Origin of the sequence: Rhodoferax sp. U2-2l (assembly GCF_020594515.1) — a bacterium.
Lineage (GTDB): Bacteria > Pseudomonadota > Gammaproteobacteria > Burkholderiales > Burkholderiaceae_C > Rhodoferax.
The window spans coordinates 1-12,723 of record NZ_JAJCTH010000018.1; the positions used below are offsets into that span (position 1 = coordinate 1).

At 62.9% G+C, this 12,723-nt stretch carries 11 protein-coding genes; 6 read left to right on the forward strand and 5 right to left on the reverse strand.

Annotated features, from left to right (window positions below; translation table 11 throughout):
• Nucleotides 1-143 precede the first annotated feature (143 nt).
• On the reverse strand, nucleotides 144-1,346 hold the full coding sequence (locus LHU53_RS15930) for a fatty acid desaturase (protein WP_227333722.1): 1,203 nt from the start codon (nucleotides 1,344-1,346) through the stop codon (nucleotides 144-146).
• A 71-nt stretch (nucleotides 1,347-1,417) separates the two neighbouring features.
• Nucleotides 1,418-2,689: an RsmB/NOP family class I SAM-dependent RNA methyltransferase gene (locus LHU53_RS15935; protein ID WP_227333724.1), complete on the reverse strand. Its 1,272-nt coding sequence runs from the start codon at nucleotides 2,687-2,689 to the stop codon at nucleotides 1,418-1,420.
• Between the two features lie 158 nt (nucleotides 2,690-2,847).
• On the opposite strand from LHU53_RS15935, the gene LHU53_RS15940 reads away from it, so the two are divergent.
• Genes LHU53_RS15940 through LHU53_RS15955 form a run of 4 tightly spaced genes read left to right on the forward strand, consistent with a single transcriptional unit; the run spans nucleotide 2,848 to nucleotide 7,593 of the window.
• On the forward strand, nucleotides 2,848-4,269 hold the full coding sequence (locus LHU53_RS15940) for an efflux transporter outer membrane subunit (protein WP_227333726.1): 1,422 nt from the start codon (nucleotides 2,848-2,850) through the stop codon (nucleotides 4,267-4,269).
• Nucleotides 4,270-4,313: 44 nt separating this feature from the next.
• Nucleotides 4,314-5,627 carry an efflux RND transporter periplasmic adaptor subunit gene (locus LHU53_RS15945; RefSeq protein ID WP_227333728.1) on the forward strand — a complete coding sequence of 438 codons (1,314 nt, stop codon included), beginning with the start codon at nucleotides 4,314-4,316 and terminating at the stop codon, nucleotides 5,625-5,627.
• Nucleotides 5,624-6,385, forward strand: coding sequence for an ABC transporter ATP-binding protein (locus tag LHU53_RS15950; protein WP_227333730.1), 762 nt, complete (start codon nucleotides 5,624-5,626; stop codon nucleotides 6,383-6,385). The genes LHU53_RS15945 and LHU53_RS15950 overlap by 4 nt, the downstream gene beginning before the upstream one ends.
• Entirely contained in the window at nucleotides 6,385-7,593 is a 1,209-nt protein-coding gene (locus LHU53_RS15955) for an ABC transporter permease (protein ID WP_227333732.1), read from the forward strand. The genes LHU53_RS15950 and LHU53_RS15955 overlap by 1 nt, the downstream gene beginning before the upstream one ends.
• A gap of 170 nt (nucleotides 7,594-7,763) precedes the next feature.
• On the opposite strand, the gene LHU53_RS15960 is transcribed toward LHU53_RS15955, so the two are convergent.
• Both LHU53_RS15960 and purN read right to left on the reverse strand, forming a co-directional pair.
• Nucleotides 7,764-8,381 carry a PEP-CTERM sorting domain-containing protein gene (locus tag LHU53_RS15960; protein WP_227333733.1) on the reverse strand — a complete coding sequence of 206 codons (618 nt, stop codon included), beginning with the start codon at nucleotides 8,379-8,381 and terminating at the stop codon, nucleotides 7,764-7,766.
• Between the two features lie 422 nt (nucleotides 8,382-8,803).
• Nucleotides 8,804-9,397: a phosphoribosylglycinamide formyltransferase gene (gene purN, locus LHU53_RS15965; protein WP_227333735.1), complete on the reverse strand. Its 594-nt coding sequence runs from the start codon at nucleotides 9,395-9,397 to the stop codon at nucleotides 8,804-8,806.
• 13 nt (nucleotides 9,398-9,410) lie between these two features.
• Here purN and LHU53_RS15970 point away from each other — a divergent pair, with 13 nt between their 5' ends.
• On the forward strand, nucleotides 9,411-10,124 hold the full coding sequence (locus LHU53_RS15970) for a YceH family protein (protein ID WP_370632334.1): 714 nt from the start codon (nucleotides 9,411-9,413) through the stop codon (nucleotides 10,122-10,124).
• Nucleotides 10,125-10,195: 71 nt separating this feature from the next.
• Here the strand turns inward: LHU53_RS15970 and LHU53_RS15975 are convergent, their stop codons facing one another.
• Nucleotides 10,196-11,860: a phosphoethanolamine transferase gene (locus LHU53_RS15975; RefSeq protein ID WP_227333737.1), complete on the reverse strand. Its 1,665-nt coding sequence runs from the start codon at nucleotides 11,858-11,860 to the stop codon at nucleotides 10,196-10,198.
• Nucleotides 11,861-11,994: 134 nt separating this feature from the next.
• On the opposite strand from LHU53_RS15975, the gene LHU53_RS15980 reads away from it, so the two are divergent.
• A complete protein-coding gene (locus tag LHU53_RS15980) occupies nucleotides 11,995-12,723 on the forward strand; it encodes a phosphatase PAP2 family protein (RefSeq protein ID WP_227333739.1) in 729 nt (242 codons plus the stop codon).

Below are 12,723 nucleotides of genomic sequence, written 5' to 3' on the forward strand. Positions count from 1 at the left end.
AACACGGAACGACCGCATTTATCGCTGAAAATGCAAACGCCCGATGTGGTGCATCGGGCGTCTATCGCCGGTTAACCCCGGCACTTTTCAACCGTTCTGAGTGTCAACGCAATTCAGGACGGGTCACTAACGCCGCAAAAAGTTCACAAGCTGGCTGGCGCCCTGACGGAGCGTAGGCGCAGTGAGAACTCCTGCAGCGCGGCAATGCCGCTGGCCTCGGCGCGCTGGCACCAGCCTTGCAAATCAGCCGCCAGTTGTTCACGGGTGTGGGATCGGTTCAGCCACATCTGACGCAGCTCTTCGCGCATCACCACCATCTTGTCGAGCACCGGTGAAGCCGCACGCGCTGCAGCCAGTTGCCCCGCCACTTCAGCGGGAATTTTCTCGGCATCGCGGTGCAGCCAATGTCTGGCGGCACGCAGCATGGACACATCGGCCTGGCGCGCCTTGAGTGCGGCCACTTCGTCGTTAAAAGCACGGCGCATGCCCTTGGCATAACCCGCCATGAGCTCGAAGCGGTTCTGGATCAGCGCCTCCAGCGTCTGTTCGTCCGCCACCGCGCGAACGGCGCCCAGTGCCAGCCGCGGCGGCGTTTTCTTCACGGTGGCCAGCTTCAGCCGCTGCAGCAGGCTGATGTACATCCAGCCAATGTCGAACTCATAACGTTTCACCGACAGCTTGGCCGAGGTCGGGTAGGTGTGGTGGTTGTTGTGCAGCTCTTCCCCGGCAATCAACACGCCCCAGGGCGAGATGTTGGTGCTGGCGTCAGGGGCTTCAAAGTTGCGGTAACCCCAGTAATGCGCCGCGCCGTTGATGATGCCGGCCGCCATCACCGGCGTCCACATCATCTGTACTGCCCATACGGCCAGGCCTGCAGCGCCAAACAGTGCCAAGTCGATCAACAGCATCAGCACCACGCCCGCCGTGGAAAAGCGGCTGTAGAGCTTGCGCTCCAGCCAGTCATTGGGGGTGCCGTGGCCATAACGCGCCAAGGTTTCTGTGTTAAGCGCTTCTTTGCGGTACAGCTCGTAGCCCTGCAGCAGCACGGTCTTGATGCCGTAGACATGCGGGCTGTGCGGGTCTTCGGGCTGTTCACACTTGGCGTGGTGTTTGCGGTGGATGGCCGCCCACTCTTTGGTCACCTGCCCGGTGGTCAGCCACAACCAGAAGCGGAAAAAGTGTGAGGCGATCGGGTGCAGATCCAGCGCGCGGTGCGCCTGGTGCCGATGCAAAAAGATGGTGACGCTGATCATGGTGATGTGCGTCACCACCAGCGTGAACAGCACGATTTGCCAAGCGCTCAGATGCCACAGGCCGTGACTGGCCCAGTCCAACAACGATGTCATTCGTGCCTCTCTCTTTAGCAACAATCCGTCTTACCGGCGCTTCAACAGTGCCCCCCGCGTGATAGCCCGAGCTATTTGCGCTGCCAGACGGCGGCAAAAAAGCCATCTGTCTGGTGTTGATGCGGCCACAGCCGCAAATAACGTTGACCGGTGTCGCCACCGCTGCACAACTCGGCAGCCTGCGCCACCTTGAGGCCAGCCAGCACCTCACCCGTTTCCATGGGCTCGAAATCCGGGTTGGCTTGCGAAAACGCCTGCGCAATGGCTTCGTTTTCTTGTGGCAGCACGCTGCAGGTGGCATACACCAGCCGGCCGCCGGATTTCACCAGGCGCGCCGCACTTTGCAGAATGGCGGCTTGTTTGACCGCCATCTCTTCGACGGCTTTCACGTCCTGGCGCCACTTCAGATCGGGGTTGCGCCGCAGCGTGCCCAGGCCGGTGCAAGGTGCGTCGACCAGCACCCGGTCGATCTTGCCGGACAGGCGCTTGACGCGGTCGTCGCGCTCATGCGCAATGGCTGCCGGGTGCACATTGGAGAGGCCACTGCGCGCCAGGCGCGACTTGAAGGCATCCAGCCGCCCGGCCGAGGTGTCAAACGCGTACAGGCGCCCGGTGCTGCGCATGGCCGCACCAATGGCCAGGGTCTTGCCACCGGCACCGGCGCAAAAATCGACCACCATCTCGCCGCGTTTGGCGTCCAGCAACATGGACAAGAGCTGCGAGCCTTCGTCCTGTACCTCAAAATCACCGCGCACAAAGGCTTCGTGTTTGTTCAGCGCCGGTTTGCCGGCAATGCGCAGGCCCCAGGGCGAATACGGTGTGGCCACCGCCTTGATGCCAGACGCGGCCAGCGCCTTTTGCACATCGTCGCGCTTGGCCTTGAAGGTGTTGACGCGCAAGTCCAGCCCGGCGCCTTTGTTGAAGCTCTCCACCAGCGGCCAGAAACCGTCGCCCAGCTGGTCTTTGAGCGGCTGCACCAGCCACTCGGGCAGGTTGTGGCGGTGCCGCTCCATCAGGTCTTGCGGCTTGATTTTTTCGCACTGGTCCAGCCAGTTGATCTCTTGCTCGCTCAGGGCGCTGCGCAAAAAATCACCGGGGCCATAAAAGCCCAAAATGGCCAGACGGCGCTCTTTGGGGCCGCTGCCCGACGGGGCAAAGTGGTCAAACAGGTTCTTCTTGCGCAGCACGGTGTAAACCGTCTCGGCCAGTGTGGCGCGCTCGCGCGGGCCCAGGCCACGGTTATCACGGAAAAACCGCGAGACGATGGCGTCAGCGGGATGGTCTAATTTGAGGGTGAGACGCACCAGTTCGGAACAGGCGTCAAGCAGGGCTTTTGGATGCATAGTGGCCCATTGTCCCATGCCAGATTCCACCGGAAAAAAACTATGGCTAAGGCAACCCAAGGCAACTTTACGCAGGTTTACCCTTGCGCGCATGGCCCGACACGGTGTTGCCAGACAATGGCAGCTGCTTCTATGTCATGACCCACGCCAGAACACACATGCCAGTCACTCACCCCCTGCCCGACAACGCCAGCCAACTGCCCGCACGGTGGCGCCGCCAAGCGGTGGTGATCGGGGCGCTGCTGGTGGCTTTGTCAGGCTGCGGCAGCTTGCAGTCGCCTTTGCTCCAACCCAGCGCTGACAGCACCCCAACGGCAGACGAGGTCAACGCCAGCAACGCCATGGCACCCGCCCTGCCCACCTGGTGGCGCACTTTCAACGACCCGCTGCTGCAAACCCTGATCGACCAGGCGCTGCTGGCCAACCCCACCATCGCGTCGGCTCGCGGCGCCGTGCAACAAGCCCGCGCCCTGCGCGAGGTGGAGCTGGCCTCAACGCGGCCACAACTCAGCTTCTCGGGCTCGCTGCAGCGCAACGAGGCCGAGGACACCTCCAGTGTGACCGCCCGCACCGGGCTGGACGCCAGCTGGGAGCTGGACATTTTTGGTGCCAACCGCAGCGCGCTGGCCAACCGCGACGCCGGCATTGTGGTGGCGCTGACCAACTTGCGCGACGTGCAATTGAGCCTGACCGCTGAGCTGGCGCTGGCCTATGTGCAACTGCGCGGCCTGCAAGCCCAGCTCGACATTGCCCAGCGCAACCTGATCAGCCAGCAGGAAACCCTGCAGCTCACCCAATGGCGTGCCCAGGCCGGGTTGCTGACCTCTCTGGAAGTGGAGCAGGCGCTGACCGCCACCGCGCAGACCTCGGCCCAAATCCCCGCCCTGCGCAGCAGCCTGGGACAGGCCCGCCACAGCCTGGCGGTGCTGACCGGCAAATCCCCGACCGAACTCGACACCCTGCTGCAAGCCGCGCAGCCGGTGCCGCAAGCCCCGCCGCGGGTCGCCGATGTGATCGACGCCGACCGGCTGCGCCAGCGTGCCGACCTGCGCGCCGCCGAGGCGCGCATCACCGCCGCGCTGGCCAGTGTGGACGCCGCGGATGCCGCGCGCTGGCCCAAATTCAGACTGGGTGGCTCGGTCGGCCTGACCGCGTTGACATTGGCGGGCCTGAGCAGTGGCGCCTCGGTGGCCACCCAGGTGCTGGCCAGCATGGCGGTGCCGCTGCTGGACGGTGGCGCCATCAACGCCAACGTCAAGGTGCAAGAAGCCGGTGTGGTGCAAGCCCGCGCCAATTTCGAAAGCGCGCTGTTGACAGCCCTCAAAGAGGTGGAAGACGCCCTGCTGGCCTGGCGCCACGACCAGGACCGGCTCACCTACCTGCAACAAGCCGCCACCGCCGCTGAAAACGCCGCCCTGCTGGCACAAAACCGCTATGCCAGCGGTCTGATTGACTTCCAGACCGTGCTGCAAACCCAGCGCACCCTGCTCAGCGCACAAGACAGCCTGGCCGGTGTGCAGGCCGCCCTGAGCAGCGACTACGTGCGCCTGGTCAAAGCCGTTGGTGGCGCCTGGCAATGACCGCGACACCCCTCCCTATCCGAATTTCCTGACCACCCCACACCATGGCTGACAACGCAAAAACCTCTCCCAGCGCCACTCCGGACGCCAGCGCCTTGCAAGCGCTGTTGCGCGCACCTGCCCACGTGCCATGGTGGCGCAGGCGCATGTTGTGGGCCGCAGTGGGCCTTGTTTTTGTGGCAGGCGGTGCCTACTACGCCTGGCAGCAAAGCCAGCAGCGCGCCGCCGCACCCAGCTATGTGACCGAGCCCGCCAGCATTGGCAACCTCACCCTGAACGTCTCGGCCAACGGCACACTGCAGCCCACCCGCTCGGTCAACATTGGCAGCGAGCTCTCGGGCACGGTGCGCGCCGTGCTGGTGGATGTGAACAGCCAGGTCAAAAAAGGCCAGGTGCTGGTGGCGCTGGATACCGCCAAACTCAACGACCAGGTGACACGCTCACGCGCGGCTGTCGCTTCAGCGCAGGCGCAGCTGGCCCAAACCACCGCCACCGTCAAGGAAACCCAGGCCAGCCTGGCGCGGCTGGAAGAGGTGTCGCGCCTGTCGGGTGGCAAAGTACCGTCAGCGTCCGAACTCGACAGCGCCCGCGCCACGCTGGACCGGGCCGTTGCCGCCGAGGCCAGCGCCCGCGCCAACCTGGCTTCGGCCCGCGCCACCTTGTCAACGGATGAGACCAATCTGTCCAAGGCGTCGATTCGCTCACCGATTGACGGCGTGGTGCTGACCCGCAGCGTGGACCCTGGCAACGCCGTGGCCGCCTCGTTGCAGGCGGTCACCCTGTTCACCATTGCCGAAGACCTGAGCAAGTTACAGCTCAAAGTGAATGTGGACGAGGCCGATGTGGGCCGCGTCAAGGTCGGGCAAAAGGCCAGTTTCACCGTCAGCGCGTTCCCCACGCGGCGTTTTCCGGCCACCATCACCACCGTGTCGTATGGCTCCACCATCACCGACAACGTGGTCACCTACGTGACACAAATGGACGTGGCCAATGACGATTTGAGCCTGCGCCCCGGCATGACTGCCACCAGCACCATCACCGCGGTGGAGCGCAAAGACGTGTTGCTGGTGCCCAACACGGCATTGCGCTTTGCGCCGCCCGCGGCAGCCAATGACGCCCCCAAGGCCAACGGCGGCTTCATGAGCAAGATGATGCCCAGCATGCCGCGCCCGCGCAAAACCGCCAGCGGCGGCGTGGCCAAGCGGGTCTGGGTGCTGCGCGACGGCGCGCCGGTGGAGGTGAGCGTCACCCCGGGCATCAGCGATGGCCGCATGACCGAGATTCTGGAAGGCGACCTGAAGGAGGGCATGCCCGTCATCACCGAACAGCGCACCAACGCCACGGCTGCCAAGCCATGAGCCAGACACCGTTGATCCAACTCAAGGGCGTGACCAAGCTGTATGGCGAGGGCGCCACCGCCCTGCTGGCGCTTAAAGGGGTGGACCTGACCATTGAGGCGGGTGACTTTGTCGCCATCATGGGGCCGAGTGGCTCGGGCAAATCCACCGCCATGAACACCCTGGGCTGCCTGGACACGCCAACCACCGGCGAGTACATCTTCAACGGCGTGCATGTTGAAAAACTCAGCCGCGACCAGCGTGCGCTGCTGCGCCGCAGCTACCTGGGTTTTGTGTTCCAGGGCTTCAACCTGCTGGCGCGCACCAGCGCGCAAGAAAACGTCGAACTGCCGTTGCTCTACCGCGGCGAGCCTGCCAAACAGCGCCACGCCGCGGCCCAAAAAGCGCTGGCCTCGGTGGGCCTGGGCGGTTGGGAGCACCACACCCCGGCTGAACTGTCAGGTGGCCAGCAACAGCGCGTGGCGATTGCCCGCGCCATCGTCACCGAACCCGCGGTGCTGCTGGCCGACGAGCCCACCGGCAACCTCGACACCCAACGCAGCCACGAGATCATGGACCTGCTGTGGAAACTCAATGTAGACCACGGCATCACCGTGCTGATGGTCACCCATGAGGCCGACATGGCGGCGTATGCCAAACGCATCGTGCGTTTTGTCGACGGCGTCGTCGCCCATGACGAACGCAACCTGCATCCGGCGGGCCTGGATCGGCCCAGTGCCGTCAGCGTGCCCGATGCCAACCGCCAAGAGGCCGCCTGATGTGGCTCAACACCCTGCTGTTGGCCCTGCGCTCGATCCGGCGCAACCTGATGCGCTCGTTTTTGACCATTTTGGGCATCGTCATCGGCGTCAGCGCGGTGATCACCATGGTGACGGTCGGCAACGGCGCCACCTTGTCGGTGCAGAATCAGATCGCCGGGCTGGGCACCAACCTGCTGCAAATCCGCCCTGGCCAGCGCATGGGCGCGCCCGGCGGCGGTGGGGGTGCGCCCTCATTTCGTGAACCCGATGCCACCGCCATCCTCAGCCAGGTCAGCGGCCTGCTGGCGGTGGCGCCTGAGGCGCGCACCTTTGCCACCATCGTGGCCGACAGCCGCAACTGGAACAGCAGCGTGATTGGCAGCACCAACGACTGGCTCGTCACCGGCAACTGGAAGCTGCTGGGTGGGCGCGAGTTCACCGACGAAGAGCAGCGCGGCGGCGCCTCGGTCTGCCTGGTGGGCACCACGGTGCAGCGCGAACTGTTTTCAGGCAACAGCGCGCTGGGCGCGATGATCCGCGTCAAACAGATCACCTGTGAAGTGATTGGCGTGCTCGACTCCAAGGGCCAAGGCGCCTTTGGCAACGACCAGGACGACGTGGTGCTGATGCCGCTGCACACACTGCAGCGGCGCATCACCGGCCACACCCGTGTCAACACCCTGCTGGTGTCGATGCAGGACGGCGCCGACCCGGTGCGGGTCAAAGCGGCACTGACCGACCTGCTGCGCGAACGCCGCAAACTGGCCGAGGGCGAAGACGACAACTTCAACGTGCTCGACACCAAACAACTTGGCGAAACCTTTGCCAGCACCACCAAGGTCATGACCATGCTGCTGGGCGCGGTGGCGGCGGTAAGCCTGCTGGTGGGCGGCATCGGCATCATGAACATCATGCTGGTGAGCGTGACCGAGCGCACCCGCGAGATCGGCCTGCGCCTGGCCATTGGCGCGCTCGAAGGCGAGGTTCTGCTACAGTTTTTGATAGAAGCCGTGGTGCTATCGGCCATCGGCGGGCTGATCGGCATCGTGCTGGCCACGGGCGCGTCGATCGGCCTGGCCCATCTGATGGACGTGCCCTTCGTCTTCAACCTGGGGGTGAACGTGATGTCGTTCGTGTTCTCGGCGGCCATTGGCGTGGTGTTTGGCTACTTTCCGGCGCGCCGGGCAGCACGGCTGGACCCGATCGAGGCGCTGCGGCACGAGTGAAATATTTCGATATTGATAGCTATACACCTTTGCCTCATAACGGCTGAAAGCACATTTCGGTAAAAAAACGATTGGGCTGTCGGAAAAATTGACAGTTCAATGGTTGGCCGGGTGCCCTGAGCAGACGTAAAAACGGCACCCGAAGGTGCCGCGACGACACGCCAAAAAAATCAGGCCGACTTGCGGCGACGTGCGGCTGCCAACCCAGCGAGGCCCAAGCCCAGCAGGGCCAAGGAACCAGGCTCCGGAACATTGACAGTGATGTTGCTGCTAACGATTTCACCACGATTGGCATCGTTGACAACCAGCTTGAATGCAGTGCTGCTTGGTGCGAAGGGGTTGAAGTTGTAGGGTATAAAACCCATCTCCATATTCCACGACTCCGCGAACGTAGACGGAATCAAGGCTGTTGAAAACAGGCTGGTCAGATTGACGCCAGAGGTTGGGTCGGTATCAGCAAACAAAGAAACCGTACAACCCGCGCAATTTGTCCCAAAATCCCAAGCGAAATCAAAACTCCAGTTGGCATAGTTCTTTCCGTCTGGTGCGTAGGTTCCAGAGTTTGCGTAGAAAGTGTCGACGCCATTGTTGGCCAGAGAAACCCCATTTTTGTAGGCATGGGCGCCCATTGCTACCGTCACACCACCTGCCGTCTGGACATTGAACAGCACGCCACTCAAGCCGGTACCGGGGGAAATGGTTTCCCAGGTGCTGGAGGTCGTCAGGCCAGCCTGGGCGCTGATGGAGGTTGCCGCGATAGCCGCGAGCGCCAAAACACGAAGTTTCATTTTTTTCTTCCTTGATGAAAAACTAACCCTGGTTACAAAGGATGACGTCGCTTGAAGGGCAAACATGAACTCACCACAAGAAAACCAACCAAATCCAACCTACCACTTGTTTGCCAAGCAAGCACCCGAGTTAGTGTTAAAAAGCAATTTTTATGCCCACCAAAGAAACAAGCAGGCTTGATCAAAATTTATCAATTAAATCAAGGGGTTAATGTTTAGAAACGCGGCTAAACTGCACAAAGCACGACTGCTTCAGTTTACATATGTAATATTTACCGACATATGTCATTCTTCACCAGACCGTGTCGACACACTTGAAAACCGAAAAACCAGCACCCATGGCGCCTTAACCTGGTCCAAGCTATCGAAGGCATCAAAAACAAAAAAACCGGCCTTGTCCCATTCAGGTCAGCAACAGAAAGCTACTTTTTTTGCAACAAATTCTCTACCGCCCGCGGGTAGATCAGGTGCTCCTGCGTGAGCACCCGCGCAGCCAGTGCTTCAGCCGTGTCGCCGGGCAGCACCGGCACCACCGCCTGCGCCAGGATCGGGCCGTGGTCCAGCTCGGGGGTGACCAGGTGCACGGTGGCCCCGGCCACCTGGCAGCCCGCGTCGATGGCGCGCTGGTGGGTGTGCAAGCCGGGAAAGGCGGGCAAGAGCGAGGGGTGGATGTTGACCAGCCGCCCGGCGTAGTGGTTGACAAAACCGGGCGTGAGGATGCGCATGAAGCCCGCCAGCAGCACTAGCGGCGGGTTACCGGGCGTGGCATAACGGTCAATGCGCTGCATCAGCGCCGCGTCAAACGCGTCACGGCTGGCAAAGGTTTTGTGGTCGAGTGACTCGGTGGCAATGCCGTGCTGCGCGGCCAGCGCCAGCCCTTTGGCATCCGCCTTGTTGCTGATCACCACCGCCACCCGGGCCTGATACTTGGCGGCCCAGTTCTCACGTTGGGCGGCTTTGACAATGGCCCCCATGTTGGAGCCGCCGCCTGAGATCAAAATAACGATGTTTTTCATACTTGACTGAATTATGACTTTGACCCCTCCTCCCTTTGGCAGCGCACCGGCCCCAGCGCCCGCGCCCACCCTCCTTCTCACCCCCATCGAGGCGCGCGTGCTGGGCACGCTGATGGAAAAAGCCCGCACCGTGCCCGACAGTTACCCGCTGTCGCTCAATACCTTGATGCTGGGCTGCAACCAGAAAACCACCCGCGACCCGATCATGAACCTGACCGAGGCCGAGGTGGCTGACGCGCTCAGCAGCCTGAAAGAGCGCCACCTGGTGCGCGAAAACAGCGGCAGCCGCGTGACCCGTTTTGAGCACAACTTCCAGCGTGGCGTGGGCGTGCCCGAACAATCGGCTGTGTTGCTGGGCATGCTGATGCTGCGCGGCCCGCAAACCGCTGCCGAGCTGCGGCTGAACACCGAGCGCTGGTACAAGTTTGCCGACATCTCCTCGGTAGAAGGTTTTTTGGAAGAGTTGCAAGACCGCTCCCCCGACAAAGGCGGCCCACTGGCGGTGAAACTGGCCAAAGCCCCCGGCGCGCGGGAGCAACGCTGGGCGCATTTGTTATGCGGGCCGGTGGACGAAGCGGCGCTGGCGCAGGGGTCTGGCGCGCGCGCTCTGGACGGTGGCGCGATGGAACGGATCACCCGCCTTGAATCAGAAGTGGCCGACCTGCGTGCCATGGTGAACAAGCTGTGCGCCGAATTGGGCATCTCTGGCGCGCCTGCAACTGACTGACACACGCAACAAATCAGGCCCAAGGCGCAAGCTGCACGGCGCCAGCCACCCGGTGACGGGTCAAACAGGATTCACAACAACTTTCGCTCGCACGTGGAAAGTATGTCCCGGCTGGCCTGGGCGACCCGGGTCTGCACGCCCGATAAGCCCAGCAGGGTGTGAAACAGGTTGTCGTGTGACCACGGTTTGCCCGCCTGAGCCTGGGCGCAGTCCACGCTCAGGTCCAGCGATTGCTGCATGCCCTTGGAAAACCACATCAGCATCGGCACATGCGTCTGCTCTTGCGGCGCCAGGGCGTAAGGCATACCGTGCAGGTACAGGCCTTTTTCACCGAGCGATTCGCCGTGGTCAGACACATACATCAAAGCGGTTGGCCGCTCTTTGGCCTGCGCCTGCAGCCAGTGGATGGTCTGCGCCAAAAAGTGATCGGTCTCGCGCAAGGAGTTGTCGTAGGCGTTGGTGATTTGTTCGGGCAGGCAGTCCTGCAGGGCATGGCTGGTGCATTCCGGGGTGAACGCCTTGCGCGCCGAGGCGGAGCGCTTGGAGTACGCCGGGCCATGGCTGCCCATCTGGTGCATCACCACCACCGTGCCACGCGCGGTTTTTGCCGGGTCCAGCCGGGCCAACTGCTCGGGCAGAATTTGCAGCAGGGACTCATCCAGACAGTCGCCGCCCTGGCACAGCGCCGGGCTCTTGAGGGCCTGGGTGTCGGCATGCGGCACACGGTCACACACCCCTTTGCAGCCAGCCTGGTTGTCCAGCCACAGCACTGCCAGACCGGCGCGCTGGATCACATCGAGCACATTTTCATAGCGCGCATCGTTTCCCACAAAGTCCTTGCGCCCCAGATGCGAAAACATGCACGGCACCGAGGTCTGAGTGTTGGTGCCGCATGAGCTGACCTGGCTGAAATACACCAGATCGCCGTCTTGCTGCAACTGGCGTAACTCGGGCGTGGTGTCACGCGCGTAACCGTTCAAGCCAAAATTGACCGCACGGGCGGTTTCACCCACCACCAGCAGAATCAGCGGCGCCGACGCCGGGTTGCTGGCAGGCACCGCCAGATGGGCATCTTCGCCCACAGGCTGCAGCACCTGTTGCGCCTGCGCGGCTTGCCCGAGGCCGTGGCGACCCAGGGCGTACACGGTGTTGAAGGGGTTGATCATGTAACGCAGCGACTTGTGGTTGCGCATCAGCGAGGCCAGGTCCTGAAACGACGCCCATAACAGCACCACCGCCAGCAGCAGCGCCAGCGCCAGGGTGCCCAACTGCTGCCAAGCCAAGCGCCCCGCGCCCACCGGGCGCAGCTGCTGGCGCCACAGCCACAGGCCCGGCAGCACCAGACCCAGCCCCAGTGTGCCCAGCATGGACCAGGACAGCAGGTCCAACGCCTCCTGGGGGTTGGTCTGGACCACATTGGCGATCATGCTGGCGTCAATCACCACCCCGTAGCTTTGCATGAAGTAGCTGCTGGTGGCAGCCAGCGCCAGCAGTACCAGCGCCACGGGTTTAAGCCAGCGCGGCCAGACCAGCAAACACAAAAAAACCAGCGTGAAGGCCAGCACCGCCGCTGCCAAGGTCATCAGCGTCATCAGCGCATGAGGGCCCTGGGTTTCGGGCAGGCGCCAAATGGCGCGCCACAGCGGCACGTTGCCCAGCGTGGCCAGCCACACCGCCAAGGCCAGCAACAGGGTTGTGGGGTGCCACGCGTTTCGACGTATCAAAGTTTGTGTCATGAATGCGGGTTGGATGAATGGAAGCACGCATTCTTGAAAAGCTTGATTAAGGTCAGATTAAGAAAACCTGTGACTTGGTCGGCTGCGCCACGGCTTTAAGCGTGGCTTAACAAATTGGGTTTGCAATACCGGGCATGCCCCTCTTTGCCCGCCCCCACCCGACCCACCCCACTGAACCAAGCCAACTGGCACCCGCTCTTTGGCCCATCACGCTGGCGGGCTTGGCGCTGACCTTGCTGTGGGACACCGCTGGGCTGGATGTGTGGGTGATGACCCAGTGGGGCACCGCGCAAGGTTTTGCCCTGCAACACAACTGGTGGCTGGAGACGGTGCTGCACCAGTGGGCGCGCGTGCTGGCCTGGGTGGTTTTGGCTGCGCTGGCGCTGATGGTGTGGCGCCCGCTCGGGGTCTTCAGGCGCTTGCCGCGCCGCCAACGCCTGGAGATGCTGCTGGGTGTGCTGCTGGCTTTGGTGCTGATCAGCACCGCCAAACATGTCAGTCTGACCAGTTGCCCCTGGGATCTGCAACAGTTTGGCGGTGCAGCCCAGTACCGCTCCCACTGGGCCTGGGGGGTGCCTGATGGGGGTGCAGGCCAGTGTTTTCCGGGTGGGCATGCGTCCGCTGCGCTGGCATTTCTGGCCGTGCCGCTAAGCTTGCTGGCGACAAACGACGCGGGTCATCGCCGCGCCGGGTGGCTGGGCCTGGCGGCGGTGCTTCTAGCGGGTTTGCTGCTGGGGGGCGCCCAAACCCTGCGCGGTGCCCATTACCCCAGCCACACCTTGTGGACCGGCGTGATGTGCTGGTCAGCGGCCCTGCTCAACCACCAAACATGGCAGCTGGTCAGAAAAAAAGTGCTCGCTTAA